Source organism: Streptomyces sp. NRRL F-5135 (genome assembly GCF_000719775.1).
Lineage (GTDB): Bacteria > Actinomycetota > Actinomycetes > Streptomycetales > Streptomycetaceae > Streptomyces > Streptomyces hebeiensis.
The window spans coordinates 1-16,612 of the sequence record NZ_JOHR01000020.1 but is presented as its reverse complement, the minus strand read 5'-3'; the positions used below and the strand labels follow the sequence as shown (position 1 = coordinate 16,612).

11 protein-coding genes are annotated in these 16,612 nt (G+C 72.8%); 2 read left to right on the top strand and 9 right to left on the bottom strand.

Features of this window, described 5'->3' with window-relative positions; genetic code table 11:
- Positions 1-67: 67 nt before the first annotated feature.
- On the bottom strand, positions 68-1,939 hold the full coding sequence (gene lepA, locus IG02_RS0129450; RefSeq protein ID WP_030754625.1) for a translation elongation factor 4: 1,872 nt from the start codon (positions 1,937-1,939) through the stop codon (positions 68-70).
- Positions 1,940-2,286: 347 nt separating this feature from the next.
- Here lepA and rpsT point away from each other — a divergent pair, with 347 nt between their 5' ends.
- Positions 2,287-2,553: a 30S ribosomal protein S20 gene (rpsT, locus tag IG02_RS0129445; protein WP_030754624.1), complete on the top strand. Its 267-nt coding sequence runs from the start codon at positions 2,287-2,289 to the stop codon at positions 2,551-2,553.
- A 200-nt stretch (positions 2,554-2,753) separates the two neighbouring features.
- On the opposite strand, the gene holA is transcribed toward rpsT, so the two are convergent.
- The 8 genes from holA to leuS form a co-directional block, all read right to left on the bottom strand.
- Positions 2,754-3,746, bottom strand: coding sequence for a DNA polymerase III subunit delta (holA, locus tag IG02_RS0129440; protein WP_030754623.1), 993 nt, complete (start codon positions 3,744-3,746; stop codon positions 2,754-2,756).
- 161 nt (positions 3,747-3,907) lie between these two features.
- On the bottom strand, positions 3,908-4,153 hold the full coding sequence (locus IG02_RS0129435) for a hypothetical protein (RefSeq protein WP_078854944.1): 246 nt from the start codon (positions 4,151-4,153) through the stop codon (positions 3,908-3,910).
- A 50-nt stretch (positions 4,154-4,203) separates the two neighbouring features.
- Positions 4,204-5,097 carry a YceI family protein gene (locus IG02_RS0129430; protein WP_030754621.1) on the bottom strand — a complete coding sequence of 298 codons (894 nt, stop codon included), beginning with the start codon at positions 5,095-5,097 and terminating at the stop codon, positions 4,204-4,206.
- A gap of 193 nt (positions 5,098-5,290) precedes the next feature.
- The gene (locus IG02_RS0129425; RefSeq protein ID WP_078854931.1) at positions 5,291-7,852 is read right to left on the bottom strand and encodes a ComEC/Rec2 family competence protein; all 2,562 of its coding nucleotides are present in this window, start codon (positions 7,850-7,852) and stop codon (positions 5,291-5,293) included.
- Positions 7,849-8,817 carry a ComEA family DNA-binding protein gene (locus IG02_RS0129420; protein WP_234314953.1) on the bottom strand — a complete coding sequence of 323 codons (969 nt, stop codon included), beginning with the start codon at positions 8,815-8,817 and terminating at the stop codon, positions 7,849-7,851. The genes IG02_RS0129425 and IG02_RS0129420 overlap by 4 nt, the downstream gene beginning before the upstream one ends.
- A gap of 562 nt (positions 8,818-9,379) precedes the next feature.
- On the bottom strand, positions 9,380-10,225 hold the full coding sequence (locus IG02_RS0129415; protein WP_030754614.1) for a DegV family protein: 846 nt from the start codon (positions 10,223-10,225) through the stop codon (positions 9,380-9,382).
- 124 nt (positions 10,226-10,349) lie between these two features.
- Positions 10,350-11,189: a hypothetical protein gene (locus tag IG02_RS0129410; protein ID WP_063756869.1), complete on the bottom strand. Its 840-nt coding sequence runs from the start codon at positions 11,187-11,189 to the stop codon at positions 10,350-10,352.
- A 368-nt stretch (positions 11,190-11,557) separates the two neighbouring features.
- Positions 11,558-14,440 carry a leucine--tRNA ligase gene (gene leuS / locus IG02_RS0129405; protein WP_030754610.1) on the bottom strand — a complete coding sequence of 961 codons (2,883 nt, stop codon included), beginning with the start codon at positions 14,438-14,440 and terminating at the stop codon, positions 11,558-11,560.
- Between the two features lie 549 nt (positions 14,441-14,989).
- On the opposite strand from leuS, the gene IG02_RS0129400 reads away from it, so the two are divergent.
- On the top strand, positions 14,990-16,612 hold a 1,623-nt coding region (locus tag IG02_RS0129400), incomplete at its 3' end, for a ferric reductase-like transmembrane domain-containing protein (protein ID WP_158712392.1).

Genomic DNA, 16,612 nt, shown 5'->3' with positions numbered 1-16,612 from the left:
GGGGGAAGGGCCCCCGCGCCGTGGCGCCGGGACCCTTCCCCCCGAAGACTCGTTCCCGCGTCGCTTTTTACTTCTTGCTCTTGCCGCCCGCGGAGTCGTCACTGGACAGCACGGCGATGAACGCCTCCTGCGGGACCTCCACGCTGCCGACCATCTTCATCCGCTTCTTGCCTTCCTTCTGCTTCTCCAGCAGCTTCCGCTTACGGGAGATGTCACCGCCGTAGCACTTGGCGAGCACGTCCTTGCGGATGGCGCGGATCGTCTCCCGGGCGATGACCCGGGAGCCGATGGCGGCCTGGACGGGCACCTCGAACGCCTGGCGCGGGATCAGCTCGCGCAGCTTGGCGACGAGCCGTACCCCGTAGGCGTACGCCTGGTCCCGGTGCGTGATCGCGGAGAAGGCGTCCACCTTGTCGCCGTGCAGCAGGATGTCGACCTTGACGAGGTGGGCGGTCTGCTCGCCGGTGGGCTCGTAGTCCAAGGAGGCGTACCCGCGGGTCTTGGACTTGAGCTGGTCGAAGAAGTCGAAGACGATCTCCGCGAGCGGCAGTGTGTAGCGGATCTCGACGCGGTCCTCGGAGAGGTAGTCCATGCCGAGCATCGTGCCGCGCCGGCTCTGGCACAGCTCCATGATCGAGCCGATGAACTCGCTCGGGGCCAGGATCGTCGCCCGCACCACCGGTTCGTGCACCGAGTCGATCTTCCCCTCGGGGAATTCACTCGGGTTGGTGACCGTGTGCTCCTTGCCGTCCTCCATCAGCACCCGGTAGACGACGTTCGGCGCGGTGGCGATCAGGTCGAGGCCGAACTCGCGCTCCAGCCGCTCCCGGATCACGTCCAGGTGCAGCAGGCCGAGGAAGCCGACGCGGAAGCCGAAGCCGAGGGCCGCGGAGGTCTCCGGCTCGTAGACCAGCGCGGCGTCGTTGAGCTGGAGCTTGTCGAGGGCGTCCCGCAGCTCCGGGTAGTCGGAGCCGTCCAGCGGGTAGAGGCCGGAGAACACCATCGGCTTGGGGTCCTTGTAGCCGCCCAGCGGCTCGGTGGCGCCCCGGCTGAAGGTGGTGATCGTGTCACCGACCTTGGACTGGCGCACGTCCTTCACGCCCGTGATCAGGTAGCCGACCTCGCCGACGCCGAGACCGTCGGCGGGGAGCATCTCCGGGGAGTTGGTGCCGATCTCCAGGAGCTCGTGGGTGGCGCCCGTGGACATCATCCGGATGCGCTCGCGCTTGTTCAGCTGGCCGTCGATCACCCGGACGTAGGTCACGACGCCCCGGTACGAGTCGTAGACCGAGTCGAAGATCATCGCGCGGGCGGGCGCGTCCTTGACGCCGACCGGCGCGGGGACGTCCGCGACCACCTTGTCCAGCAGCGCGTCCACGCCGACGCCGGTCTTCGCCGAGACCTTGAGCACGTCCTCCGGCTGACAGCCGATGAGGTTCGCCAGTTCCTCGGAGAACTTCTCCGGCTGGGCCGCCGGCAGGTCGATCTTGTTGAGCACCGGGACGATGGTGAGGTCGTTCTCCATCGCCAGGTAGAGGTTGGCGAGGGTCTGCGCCTCGATCCCCTGCGCGGCGTCCACCAGGAGGACCGTGCCCTCACAGGCGGCCAGCGAACGGGACACCTCGTAGGTGAAGTCCACGTGGCCCGGCGTGTCGATCATGTTGAGGATGTGGGTCCTGCCCTCGTCCTCCCCCGTGGTGGGCGCCCAGGGCAGCCGGACCGCCTGGGACTTGATCGTGATACCGCGTTCGCGCTCGATGTCCATCCGGTCGAGGTACTGGGCGCGCATCTGCCGCTGCTCGACGACTCCGGTCAGCTGGAGCATCCGGTCGGCGAGCGTCGACTTGCCGTGGTCGATGTGCGCGATGATGCAGAAGTTGCGGATCAGCGCCGGGTCCGTACGGCTCGGCTCGGGCACGTTGATGGGGATCGCGGGCACGCAGGGTCCTGATTCTTGAGACGCGCGGCGTCTCGTCTCGGGTCGACTCGGATCGATACGTAGGCTCCATGGTCCCATGGAGGCGGGACTGCGACCGGTTTGGGCCGGTCGCGGGGTCACTGCTAGCCTGAACAGCTGCGTCCCGTGCCGTCTCGGCCCGGGACCGGTTCGATACGACGCATCGTGAGGCACCACGTCGAGCAGACCGCGGCACACGCGACCGGCTCGGCACCACGTCAAGCACGACGAGCAGCCCAAGCAGGACAAGCTCGGCGGGCCCGGCGGGTGCGGCACGGCGCGATCGAAGCTGACACCAGGCTCAAACCAAAGCTGAAAAGGCTCATAACGTGGCGAACATCAAGTCCCAGATCAAGCGGAACAAGACCAACGAGAAGGCACGCCTGCGCAACAAGGCTGTCAAGTCGTCGCTCAAGACCGCGATCCGCAAGACCCGCGAGGCCGTCGCGGCGGGCGACGTCGAGAAGGCCACCGCGGCCGCTCGTGAGGCGTCCCGCAAGCTCGACAAGGCTGCCTCGAAGGGCGTCATCCACAAGAACGCCGCCGCCAACAAGAAGTCGGCGCTGGCCTCCAAGGTTGCCTCCCTCCAGGGCTGAGCGCAGTTGATCTGACCGCCGGAAGGGACTCAGCGGGCCCTCTCTACCGCTCCTGACCGGCGCCCCCGAACTCGCACGCGACAGCGTTCGCCACGCGGGTGCGAGTTCAACAGACTGTTGATGTCACGGGCCCCGGTGCCGCCCTTCCCCAGGGTGGCACCGGGGCCCGTGGCTGTTCCGGACCAGGGGCCGGCGACGGCTCAGCGCGCGCGGCCGGAGCGGGCCGCTCGGGCGACCGTGACGACCGCCTTCTCCAGCGCGTACTCCGGATCGTCCCCGCCGCCCTTGACGCCCTCGTCGGCCTCCGCCACGGCCCGCAGCGCCACGGCCACACCGTCCGGGCTCCAGCCGCGCATCTGCTGCCGCACCCGGTCGATCTTCCATGGCGGCATGCCCAGCTCCCGGGCCAGGTCGGCGGGGCGGCCGCCCCGGGCGGAGGAGAGCTTGCCGATGGCGCGGACGCCCTGGGCGAGGGCGCTGGTGATCAGGACCGGCGCCACACCGGTGGACAGCGACCAGCGCAGCGCTTCGAGGGCCTCGGCCACCCGGCCCTCCACGGCGCGGTCGGCCACGGTGAAGCTGGAAGCCTCCGCCCGGCCGGTGTAGTAGCGGCCGACCACGGCCTCGTCGATCGTGCCCTCGATGTCCGCCACGAGCTGGGAGACGGCGCTCGCCAGCTCCCGCAGGTCACTGCCGATGGAGTCGACCAGGGCCTGGCACGCCTCGGGCGTGGCCGACCGGCCCAGCGCGCGGAACTCGGACCGGACGAAGGTCAGCCGCTCGGCCGGCTTGGTCGTTCTGGGACACGCGACCTCGCGCGCGCCCGCCTTCCGCGCCGCGTCCAGCAGGCCCTTGCCCTTGGCGCCTCCGGCGTGCAGCAGGACGAGGGTGATCTCCTCGACCGGGGCGCCGAGATACGCCTTGACGTCCTTGACCGAGTCGGCCGACAGGTCCTGCGCGTCGCGTACGACCACGACCTTGCGCTCGGCGAACAGCGACGGGCTGGTCAGTTCGGCGAGCGTGCCCGGCTGGAGCTGGTCGGCGGTGAGGTCGCGCACGTCCGTGTCGGCGTCGGCGGCTCGGGCCGCCGCGACCACCTGCCGCACGGCGCGGTCGAGCAGCAGGTCCTCCTGCCCCACGGCGAGCGTGAGCGGGGCGAGCGGATCGTCGGTGGAAGCTTTTCTCGTGGCCATCGCCGTCCACGATCTCATGGCCCACCGACAGCCACGTCCGGCCCGGGCACGCGTACACGCAACCGCGGGGGCGGGCGAACGCCTCCGCTGCGAACAGCCCGCCCGGCCGGCAGCCGCCCGCCTGGCTCCGGCCGACGAGCGGCCGGAGCCATGGCGGCGGGCTACGGGACTTCCCGCCAGCCTTCCCAGTCCGCCACGAACGCGTCCAGCGCGGCCGCGTCCATCCGCGCCTCCGGGTCCTCGACCACCACCAGCCACTGGGCGTCCTCGGCGTCGTCCTCCCCGGCCAGCGCGTCCCGGACCAGCTGAGGCTCGTCGGTCACCCCGAACCGTTCGCCGAGGGCCTCCGCCACCTCCTCCGCCGCGTCACGGTCGGGCAGCACCAGCACATGTCTCACATCGCTCACGGTCGTGATTCTCCCAGCACCGCCGACGCGTCCGGCCGGCCCGGCACCGCTCAGGCCCGGTCCGCCTTGGGCACGATCTGGATGTCCAGCTCGACCTTGATGCTGGAGCCGACCACCGCGATGCCCCGCGCCAGCATGGACTGCCAGTTGACGGTGTAGTCCTCCCGGTGCAGTTCGGTACTGGCCCGCACGGCGGCCCGCGTCTCCCCCTCCATCCCGTTGCCGATGCCGAGGTACTGCGCGTCCAGCGTGACCGTACGGGTCACACCGTGCAGGGTGAGCGCCCCGGTGATGGCCCAGTTGTTGCCGCCCCGGTGGGTGAAACGGTCGCTGTAGAACTCCAGCGTCGGATAGTTCTCCACGTCGAGGAAGTCGGCGGAGCGCAGATGGTCGTCCCGCATCCGCACGCTCGTGTCGATCGACGCGGCACCGATCACGACGTGCATCGCCGACTGCTCCATCGTCTCGCCGACGCGGATCGCCCCCGCGAAGTTGTCGAACCGGCCGTGGACCCGGGCCAGTCCGATGTGCCGGGCGATGAAACCGATCCGCGAGTGGGCCGGTTCTATCTCCCAGTCGCCCGGACGGGGCAGCGGGAGCGAGGGGGCTATCTGGAGGACGACGTCCCCGAGCCCCGCCGGCTGCCCGCCGTCGGTGATCCACACGTTGCCCCGGTACGGCACGAAGCTCTCGGCGGAGACGGCCAGCCGGTACTCGCCGAAGGGCACCAGCGCCACCAGCGTCCCGAACGGGTCGGTCTCACCGCTCACGATCTTGCGGCCGTTGCTGTCGTTCACCGTGAACTCGGCCTGGCCCACCGGCTCGCCGACGGGATCGAGGACCCGGCAGGTGAGTAGGCCCGCACCGGGTGGCACGGACAGTCCCGCGAGCGGGTTGTGTCTGTCGCGAGCGGCGGACCGTCTGCCGAGAAGGCGGCTGATCATGGCGTGCGTACCCCTGTGCGATCGGAATCGGCGTGGCCGCACACGGCAGGACTGCTCGGCGCCGAGGTAGGCACCGGATCGGACGGCGGCCCATGACGAATAGGCATTCGATCACTCTTGCCCCGTTCGAGGCAAACTACCGCCAGTAGCCCTCCTCGGGCGTTACGCACCGTTCCGGACCCCCTCCCCGGGACTACTCTCCGGGACCTTCGCCAGGGTCTCCCGGCGGTGCCCGGCCCGGTGGATCGCGGGCGCCGGCCGCCGGACCGCCCCGGCCACGCGGCACCGCCCGCAGCGCGGCACCACTGCCCGTCACCGCGATCGGGCCGTCCCTGTCCGTGCGCAGCACCGCGGCTCCCCCGGCCCGTAGCGCGGCCACGGTACGGGGAGCCGGATGCCCGTAGGGATTTTTCCGGCCGGCGGAGATCAGGGCGAGCCGTGGCCTGACCGCACGCAGCAGGCCCGGGTCCTGGAAGGGCGAGCCGTGATGCGCGACCTTCAGGACGTCCACCGGGGGCAGCGCCGGATACGCGCGCGCCAGAGCCCGTTGGGCAGGTGGTTCTAGATCGCCGGGGAGGAGCAGCGTGGGCCCCCGGTCGATCCGTACGAACAGCGTGACGCTGGAATCGTTCGCCTCCGGCGGAACGGCCCTCGGTGCTCCCGCCCCGGCCGACGGCCACAGCACCCACCAGCTGAGCGGTCCGACCCGACGCCGCTCACCTGCCCCGGCCCGGACGACGGGCACTCCCGCCGCCGCGGCGGTCCTGCGGACGAACTCCGCTTGTCCCGAAGGAACGTGCGTGCCCGTCGTCTGGATCGCGCCGACGGCCCGGCCCCGCAGGGCACCGGGCAGTCCGGCGACATGGTCGGCGTGGAAATGGGTGAGCAGCAGCAACGGGACACGGGTGACGCCCAGTTCGCGCAGACAGCGGTCGGCGGCGGCCGGATCGGGCCCCACGTCCACCACCACGGCCGTCCGCTCCCCCGCCGCGAGCACCGTCGCGTCCCCCTGGCCGACGTCGCACATCGCGTACGACCACCCGGGCGGCGGCCAGCCGGTGACGAACCGGGTGACGGGCGGCGGCCGCAGGACCGCGAGCAACAGCAGCACCGCACACGCGCACGCCGCCCAGGGATGGCGCGGGACCCGTCGGACGGCGAGCAGGACGAGCGCGGTCAGCGCGGCCAGCAGCAGCCCGCCCCGCCAGCCGCCCGGCCAGCCGGCCTCGGCTCCCGGCAACCCGGCCCCGGTCCTGGCGACGGTCGCGATCCAGGACGCGGGCCAGCCGGCGCACCGGGCCACCACCTCGGCCACCGGCAGCGCCACCGGGGCCAGGGCGAGGGCTGCGAAGCCCAGGACCGTGGCCGCCGCCACCGCCGGCTCGGCCAGCAGATTGCACGGGATCGCGACGAGGCTGACCCGGGCGGCGAACACGGCCACGACGGGCGCGCACACCGCCTGCGCCGCCCCGGCCGCGGCGAGCGCCTCGGCCAGCCGGTCCGGCACCCCGCGCCGCCGCAGCGCGGCGCTCCAGCGCGGCGCGAGCGTGAGCAGCGCGCCGGTCGCCAGTACGGAGAGCAGGAAGCCGTAGCCGCGCGCCAGCCAGGGGTCGTAGAGCACCAGCAACAGGACGGCGGCGGCCAGGGCCGGGATCAGGGACCTGCGCCGACCGGTCCCCAGGGCGAGCAGGGTGATCAGACCGCAGGCGGCCGCACGCAGCACGCTGGGCTCCGGTCGGCACACGACCACGAACGCCAGGGTGAGCGCCCCGCCGAGCAGCGCCGTGGACCGCAGGGGAATCCTCAGCCGTGGGGCGAGCCCGCGCCGCTCGGCCCGGATGGCCAGGCCCGGCGGCCCGATCAACAGGGCGAGCACGACGGTCAGGTTGCTTCCCGAAACGGCCAGCAAGTGCGTCAGGTCGGTCGCCGTGAAGGCGTCGTGCAGCTCGGGCTCCACCCGCGAGGTGTCTCCGATCACGAGGCCCGGCAACAAGGCGCGGGCGTCGGGAGCCAGCCCGTCCGTCGCCTCGCGCAGCCCCGCGCGGAGCCCGCCCGCGACGCGCTGCACACGCGTCGGCCGGCCGATCACCGACGGTGGTCCGCTCCCCGTGACCCGTAACACCGCCGCGTGGCGCTCGCCCTCGTGCCGTGGCGGCGAGAGCCGCCCCGCCAGCCGCAGCCTGGTGGACGGCAACAGCCGCTGCCACCGCCCCGCGTGCTCCCCGGGCGTGACGACCACCAGAACGGGCGTCCGGCCGCTGGTCACGGCCCCGCCGGGCGCCCCGACCCGAGTGATCTCGGCGCCCAGCACGTACTTCCGCGGTGCCGTCCGGTCCCCGACGCCCCGTGGCCGCGTGGCCCGTGGGTCGGAGGTGACCGTCAGTTCGGCGGTGACCCGGGCATACCGCTCCCCGAGGTCCGGAACCGGCCCCCTGCGGGTGTCCGCGCCGTGCAGCCCCGCGGACGCCGCCCCGGCCGCCGCGCAGAGCAGGACGCCCGCGGCCGCCACACCGGTGAGCGGCCCGCCCGCACGGGGCCGGCGGCCCGCCGTCCACGCCAGCAGGAACCCGCCGCCCGCCAGGCAGAGCAGTGTGCCGACGACGGTCCAGCGGCCGGGTACGCCGAGGGCGACGGCCGCCGCGGCCCAGGCCGCCAGCGCCGGGGGCACCAGCCGGAGGTCGGCCGGGCCCTCCTGCCGCGGGTCGGCCGAGCCCAGGCGGTGTCCGGCCGCGGCGTGGACCAGGGGGCGCCTCATGGCCGTACGAGCGGTTGGAGGTCGGCGAACCTGCGCTCACCGATGCCGTTGACCTCGCGCAGCTCCTCCACCGACCGGAAGCCCCCGTGCCGGGCGCGGTAGTCGATGATGTGCTGCGCGAGCACCGGCCCGACCCCGGGGAGCGTGTCGAGCTGGTCCACCGTCGCGGTGCTGAGGCTCACCGGCGCCCCCGGTCCCGTACCGCCACCGCCGCCGGCGCCCGCGCTCACGCCCGCGGACCCTCCGGAACCGGCGCCGGCGGTGCCAGAGCCTCCCGGCGGTGCCGTCACACCGACGACGACCTGCTCCCCGTCGTTGAGCACCCGGGCCCGGTTGAGCCCGGTGACGTCCGCGCCGGGTTCGACACCTCCGGCCGCGCGCAGCGCGTCGGCCACCCGCGATCCGGCCGGCAGCCGCAGCACGCCGGGCCGGCGCACCTCCCCGTTCACATCGACGACCACGCGCGCGCCCGTCCCCGGCGAGGCGTCCCGCCGGTCCGCCGGCATCCCGGGTGTGGCGGGGGCCGCGTCCGGGGCCGCACCGGGCGGAACGGACGCCGCCGGTGCTGTCATAGGCGACAGGGCCTCGGCGTTGACCGCCGCCGGCGCCCGCACGGCACCGGGCCGCGTGGTCCAGAAGTGGTGGACGGCGAAGACCGCCGCCGCCACCAGCACCACGGACAGCGCGCCGAGCGCTCTCGGCTCCAGGCCGCACCGGAGCTGGAGCCACACCGGCATCCGCTCCCGCAGCGCCAGGCCGAGCGACTCGCGCCGCTCCCGCAAGCGCGGCATCCCACCGGCCCGGTCCGGCTTCTCCCGCCCGGCCGGCTCGTCGCCGTCCGCCCCACGGGAGCTGTCCATGCGCTCGTCGCCCTCATCGCCCCGGTCGCCCCGGTCCACCGTGTGCCCGTCTCCGCAGGCACGCGCCCCGCCGCCTGCCGACGCCCCCTCCCCGCGTGCGATCACCTCGTCCTCCCGCGCGCAGGCCGGCCGGTCCGGGCGACCGTCCCCTCCCCCGAGGAGGACGGGCGCCGGATCCGCCGGGCCGACGCCCGGGGCGCGGGCCAACAGGGCGTCCGCACGGCGGCGCGAGGCCGTGTCGGCCCCCGGCGGTCCCGTACCTCCCCGCCTGCCTCGCCGCGTGGTCCCGCTCGTCCGCGCCATCCGTGCGAGCGCCGTACCACGTGACGGCAGGCCCCGCCCCGCCTCGTGGCAGTCACGCGAACCGTGCGGCGCACGCGACCCCCTCCGGCCACCCGCGCCGAGACGGAGCGGGGCGCCGGGTCCGCGATGGCGGGCACGGCCGTCGGAGCCCGGTGCACGGCCGGGACCACTGGTTACGGAGTGTGTTCGCAGCGTCATGGCTCAAGACCGTAGACATCTCCGGCCGAACCCGCCGAGCAGCCCGGATTTCCGTGGACAACTCGGCCGTTGTGGATAACTCGGTCACCCGTAAGCGTGGCCGGGCCGCCGGTACGACGCTTTCTGAGCGGCCTCGGCGCGGCCTCAGACCGGCCTCAGACCGGCCTCAGCGCGGCGAGATCACGGCTCCGAGCAGACCCGGTCCCGTGTGTGCGCCGATCACCGCGCCCACCTCGCTGACATGCAACTCCACCAGGCCCGGCACGCGCTCGCGCAACCGTTCCGCCAGCGCCGCCGCCCGTTCCGGCGCCGCGAGATGGTGCACGGCGACGTCCACCGCGCCACTGCCCGCCCGCTCCACCACGATCTCTTCCAGCCGGGCGATGGCCTTCGAGGCCGTCCGGACCTTCTCCAGCAGATCGATCCGCCCGTCGGACAGGGTGAGCAGAGGCTTCACCGCGAGCGCGGAGCCCAGCAAGGCCTGGGTCGCGCCGATACGGCCGCCCCGGCGCAGATAGTCCAGCGTGTCGACGTAGAAGTACGCGGACGTGCCCGCCGACCGCTTCTCCGCGGCGGCCACCGCCTCGTCCAGCGTGCCGCCCCCCTCGGCCACCCCGGCCGCGGCCAGCGCGCAGAAGCCCAGCGCCATCGCCACCGTGCCGGTGTCGACCACCCGCACCGGCACGGGCGCGTCCTTCGCCGCCAGCACGGCCGCGTCGTACGTTCCGGAGATCTCGGCGGACAGGTGCAGCGAGACGATGCCCGTCGCCCCGGCCCCGGCCGCCGCGCGGTACGCGGCGGCGAACATGTCGGGGCTCGGCCGGGACGTCGTCACGGAGTGCCGCTTCTGGAGTGCCTGGGCCAGCGACCGGGCCGAGATCTCCGTGCCCTCCTCCAGCGCACGGTCGCCGAGCACGACGGTCAGCGGCACCGCGGTGATGCCGTGCCGCTCGATCGCCCGGGGCGGCAGGTAGGCCGTGGAATCGGTGACGATGGCGACATGGGGGGACATGAGCGGGAGGTTACCCGTCGCCGTCCTGGCCCGGGAGTCCGACCCTGCCTCAGTGATCATTCCACGGCCGCCGCGGAAGCCGGCACCCCGGTCCGGAGCGGGGAGCCGCGACGCCCGTGCCCGGTCAGTTCGTGGCTTCCGGCCTGCGGCCTGGCCGAGGCTGCGGCTGTGGTTCGGGCCGGCCCGCGGGACGCTTCTGCCATGGGTGCGTCGCCCGCAGCCGTGGATCGGGCGCCTCGATCGCCTGCGGACCGTCGTCGGCCGACGCCCCACTGGGCGTTGCGCCGTCGGACGCCCGGGGGCCGGACGCACCGGGGCCGGGGCCCGTCGGCTCGGTCCGCCGCCGTTCTTCGTACCGCTCCCCCTGCCGTTGCCGCCGTTCCTCGCCCGTCCAGGGCCCGGGCTCCGGCCCCGGCTCGGCCGCCGACGACCAGTGCCGCAGCGCCCCCGTCTCCACGTCGATCTGCGCGCTCAGAGCCGCCAGGTCGTCCTCCGCGAAGTTCCTCGCGCGGTCCCGAACGGCCCAGCGCAGCGAGTCCGCCGCGTGCGTGATGCGGTCCGTGCGCTCCCGCAGCTCCGTCAGCGCCTCCGCGACCCGCGCCCGGTCCGGGTCCCGCTCCAGCTGCCTCAGCTCGTCCTCCAGCTCGAGGCCGTGCGCGCTCAGCCGCTCGAACAGTCCGATCGACTCCTTCAGGGACGCGTCCTGTGCCACCGCCGCGTGCAACGCGTCCTGGGTGGCCCGCATCGACGTCCGCAGCCTCAGCCTCAGTTGGGCGAGCTCACCCGCAGTACCCGACAGTCCGGCGCTCCTCACCCGCAGCGTGGAGTCCTCCACCGTCCGGCGGGCGTTCGAGATCGTGCGGTCGACACCGCGCTTGGCCGCGCCCACCGCCTTGACCGTCGCGAACACCCCCAGCGCGACGAAGGCGACGAACAGCACCGTCACCAACAGGAAGACCTCCATGGATGCCCCTTCGCAGTCGGTACGCTCGGTACACCCGCCGCCGCGTCACGATCGCCGCACGACCGCGCCACCGCCGGTGCGCGGTCCGCTCGCAACCCGTCACCACCGCCGGCCGGTCACCCTGACCGGCCACCGGGCGGCATCACCGCTTTCCGCATGATGCCGCTTCTTCCGCTCCTTACACCGTAAACGGCACAAGCAGGTCGGGGGTTCCGACACAGAACCCCCAACCTGCCCCGTAGGGGAAAACCCTGTGCGGTGAGGAAAGCCCTGCGCGGCGGGGAAAGCCCTTGCCCACCGACCCCGCACCGGTGACGAGACGCCGGTGCCGACGCCGGTACCCGGGCCGACGTCGGCGGCGCCGGTACCTACGCCGGAACGATGTTCACCAGCTTGGGCGCCCGTACGATCACCTTCCGGATCTCCGCGCCGCCCAGGGCCGCCACCACACCGTCGTCCGCCAGCGCCAGCGCGCGCAGCTCCTCGTCCGACACCGAGGGGGAGACCTCCAGCCGCGCCTTCACCTTCCCCTTCACCTGCACCACGCACACCACGGTCTCGTCCACGACGTACGCCGGGTCCGCCACCGGGAAGTCCTGGTGCACCACCGAGTCGGTGTGCCCCAGCTTGCGCCACAGCTCCTCGGCGACGTGCGGCGCCAGGGGCGCGATCAGCAGCACCAGCGGCTCGGCCACCGAACGCGGTACCGGGCCGCCCGCCTTGGTCAGGTGGTTGTTCAGCTCGGTGATCTTGGCGATGGCCGTGTTGAAGCGCAGCGCCGCCATGTCCTGCGCGACCCCGTCGATCGCCTTGTGCAGCGCGCGCAGCGTCTCCTCGCCGGGCTCGGCGTCCACGACGGTGGCCTCGCCGGTCGTCTCGTCGACCACGTTCCGCCACAGCCTCTGCAGCAGCCGGTACTGGCCGATCACCGCGCGCGTGTCCCACGGCCGCGAGACGTCCAGCGGACCCATCGCCATCTCGTACAGGCGCAGCGTGTCCGCGCCGTACTCGGCGCAGATCTCGTCCGGAGTGACGGCGTTCTTCAGGGACTTGCCCATCTTGCCCAGGACCCGGCTGACCTTCTGGCCCTGGTACCAGAACCCGCCGTCCCGCTCCTCGACCTCGGCGGCCGGTACGGCGATCCCCCGGCCGTCCCGGTAGACGTACGCCTGGATCATGCCCTGGTTGTACAGCTTGTGGAACGGCTCGGCCGAGGAGACGTACCCCAGGTCGAACAGCACCTTGGACCAGAAGCGCGCGTACAGCAGGTGCAGCACCGCGTGCTCGGCGCCGCCCACGTACAGGTCCACACCGCCGTGCGGCCGGCCCTCGCGCGGGCCCATCCAGTACCGCTCGATGTCCGGGTCGACCAGCCGCTCGCCGTTGTGCGGGTCCAGGTAACGCATCTCGTACCAGCACGAACCGGCCCAGTTCGGCATGGTGTTGGTCTCGCGGCGGTAGCGCTTGACGCCCTCGCCCCGGCCCAGGTCCAGGTCGACGTTCACCCAGTCCGCGTTGCGCGACAGGGGCGTCTCCGGCTGGGTGTCGGCGTCGTCGGGGTCGAACGTGCGCGGCGAGTAGTCGTCGACCTCGGGCAGTTCCAGGGGCAGCATCGACTCGGGCAGCGCGTGCGCGGTGCCGTCCTCGTCGTAGACGATCGGGAAGGGCTCGCCCCAGTAGCGCTGCCGGCTGAACAGCCAGTCCCGCAGCCGGTAGTTGACCGTGCCTTCGCCGATGCCCCGTTCGGCCAGCCATTCGGTGATCCTGGCCTTGGCGTCGGTCACGCCCAGGCCGTCCAGCGAGATCTCCGCGTTCGCCGAGTTGACGATCCGCGCGTCGTAGGAGGCGAACGCGTCGTCCCACTCGGCGGGATCGGCCGAGCGCCCGTCCGAGGGCTCCACCACACAGCGGATCGGCAGCTCGAAGGCGCGCGCGAACGCGAAGTCCCGGCTGTCGTGCGCCGGTACGGCCATGATCGCGCCGGTGCCGTAGCCCATCAGGACGTAGTCCGCGATGAAGACGGGAACGGGCTCGCCGCTGACCGGGTTGGTGGCGTACGCGCCGGTGAAGACACCGGTCTTGTCCTTGGCCTCGGCCTGCCGCTCGACGTCGGACTTGGCTGCGGCCTGCTTGCGGTACGCGTCGACGGCCTCGGCGGGGGTCGCGTGACCGCCGGTCCAGACCTCATGCGTGCCCTCGGGCCAGGCGGCCGGGACGATCTTCTCGACCAGGTCGTGCTCCGGTGCCAGCACCATGTACGTCGCCCCGAACAGCGTGTCCTGACGGGTCGTGAAGACGGTGATCGAGCCCGCGTCGCCCACGGGGAAGTCGACCCGCGCGCCCTCGCTGCGCCCGATCCAGTTGCGCTGCTGCAGCTTGATGGCCTCGGGCCAGTCCAGCGCGTCCAGGTCGTTCAGCAGCCGGTCGGCGTAGGCGGTGATGCGCATGTTCCACTGGCGCAGCTTCGCCTTGAAGACGGGGAAGTTGCCGCGCTCGGAGCGGCCGTCCGCCGTGACCTCCTCGTTGGCCAGGACGGTGCCCAGCCCGGGGGCCCAGTTGACGGGTGCGTCGGAGGCGTACGCCAGCCGGTACTCGCCCAGCACGTCGGCGCGTTCGGCAGCGCTCAGCTCACTCCAGGGGCGCCCGTCGGGGGTCGCGCGCTCCCCGCTCTCGAACTGCGCCACCAGCGTCTCGATCGGACGCGCCTTGTCGGCGTCCTCGTCGTACCAGGAGTTGAAGATCTGGACGAAGATCCACTGCGTCCACTTGTAGAAGTCGGGGTCGATCGTCGCGACGGCCCTGCGCTTGTCGTGCCCCAGACCCAGCCTGCGCAGCTGCCGCACCATGTTCTTCATGGCGTCCTCGGTGGAGACGCGGGGGTGCGTGCCGGTGGCGACGGCGTGCTGCTCGGCGGGCAGGCCGAAGGCGTCGAAGCCCAGCGTGTGCAGCACGTTGTGCCCGGTCATGCGCTGGTGCCGGGCGTAGACGTCGGTGGCGATGTAGCCCAGCGGGTGGCCGACGTGCAGGCCGGAGCCGGAGGGATACGGGAACATGTCCATGACGAATTTCTTGGGCTTCGCCACCTCGGCCGCGTCGCCGGCCAGGTCGCCCGTCGGGTTGGGCGCCTGATAGGTGCCGTCCGCGTCCCAGAAGTCCTGCCAGCGCGCCTCGATGTCGGCCGCCATGGCGCCGGTGTAGCGGTACGGCGCCGCCGCCTGCTCGGCGGGGGCGGCGGGATTCGTCTCGCTCATTTCCTCTGAAGCTCCATCGGTCGTCTCTGCCTGCGAATGAAAAAACCCCTCGCACAGGAGGGGAAGCCGCGCCGATTCCGACGGGTTTTCTCTGGTCCGTCGGGACTGATCAGCGCGGCTCGCTAAGCAGAAGGCGTACGGCACGCATGGCGCCAGGGTACCGCAGGGCCCGGATACGCCGCACCGGCGTATCCACCCAAGAGCCTCCAAGGCCCGCCAAGGCTCTCCAAGGCCCCGAGCCCCTGGCCGACGAGTCGCCAGGCGGGACGCCACAGGAGCCGCCACGCGAGCCTCCACGCAAGCCGCCACCCGGCCGAGAAGTGCCTTGACGCCGGACCGTCGACATGCCTCTCCGAAGAAGTCCCCACACCCCCGTTCGACAGGCCGAACAGACGACTTACCCCGCGTATCGACCCGATCCGGACCAATGAAGAGTTGGCTAACTCACCTTCCCCCGGTTAAACCCGCAAACGCAGTACCGCCTGGTATGGCTCCACTTAGCATGCGGCAACGGGACCGCTTTCCCGAGCCATTCGGAGTTGCCCCCCTATGAACCCACTAAGCAAGCTCAGCTCCTCGTCCAACCCGGAGCTAGGCAAAAGTCGCCAGGCGGCCGCCGTGGCGACCGCCGCCGCACTGGTAGTCCTCCCCGCACTCGCCATCCTGGGAGGCGACGCCTTCCAGAAATTCATCGACTTCGGCGCCGGCGTGCTGGCTCTGCTGTGTCTCTCCGGCGCCGTCGTCTGGGGGCTGATAGCCAGCGACAGGCTGTTCCTGTCGCCGCGCGACCGGCTGATCTCCCAGGCGATCCACCGGACGACGGCAGTGGGCTCGCTCGTCTTCCTGCTGCTGCACATCAGCATCAAGGTGTTCCTCGGCAAGGTGGCGCTGATCGGCGCGCTCATCCCGTTCAGCCTCGGTGTCACCGGCACCGGCGCGCTGATCGGCCTCGGATCGTTCGCGGCGCTGATGATGGTCGCCGCCGCCCTGACCGGAGCGGCCCGCAGCGTCTTCGTGCCCACTCCCCGGTACGCCGGCCGCTGGCGCGCGATCCACATGGTGGCCTACCCCGCCTGGTGCGCCGGGCTGGTCCACGGGCTGTTCGCGGGCCGGCCCGCGGCGTCCTGGGTCACCTGGCTGTACGGCCTGACCATGCTCGGTGTGGCCGCCGGCCTCTCGCTGCGGCTCCTGCCGGCCCCGACCAAGCGCCGGGTGGCCGACGTGATCCTGGCGATCACCGGAGGGTCGGGGTCCGCGCCTCCGATGGCGAACGAGAAGTCGGCCCGCCGCAATCCCGTCTCCTCGCCCCTGCCCGGCTCGGGCGGCATCCTGCCCGGCTCGGGCGGCATCCCGTCGCAGCGCGCGGCGCGCGACCGGCAGGAGACCGCGTCGGCGCGCGAGTCGGCCTTCTCGACCCGGTCCATGGGGCCGGTGTCCGGCTCGGGACGCGGCACACCGCGGATCGCCGCGCCGAACCCGCCGCTCTACGAGGCGACGCGGGCGCCCGTCGACCCCACGGCCGACACGTTCATCGCCTCCCGGGCGGATGTCCTGCCGGGCCTCGGCCCCGACCCGCTCCAGGACACGGGGACGAACCTGTCCGCCGGCTACCGCGCGGTCTCCGGCCAGGGCCAGGACAGCCGGGGCATGACGGCGCCGATGCCCGCCACGGGCCCGGCCGGCGGACCGCCGAGCGGCGAGATCCCGCTCGCCGAGCGCATCCCGATGACCGAGGAACTCCCGATCATCACGGACGACCCGCTGGGCAAGGGCGGCTCCTGGCCCACGCCGTCCCCGCCCCAGCCGGCCCAGGCGTTCGTCACCCCGCCCGCGGCGCCCGCGTACGACACCGGCGCCGCCCCCACGTACGGCTCGGGCGGCGTCCCCCCGTACGACACCGGCCAGACACCGCAGTACGACGCGGGGGCCGGCGGCATGGCCGGCGTCGGCGCGTACGACACCGGCGCCATCCCCGCCTACGACCCGAACACCGCCGCGTACGGCCAGAACGCCTCGTCCCCCTACGGCGCGGGGCCCGCGCCCGCGTACGACACCGGCGCCGTCCCCATGTACGGCTCGGGCCCCGTCCCCCCGTACGACACCGGCGCCGTCCCCGCCTACGACGGCCAGGCCTACCAGGCCCAGACGCCCGCCCCGCAGGCCCCGCCCGCC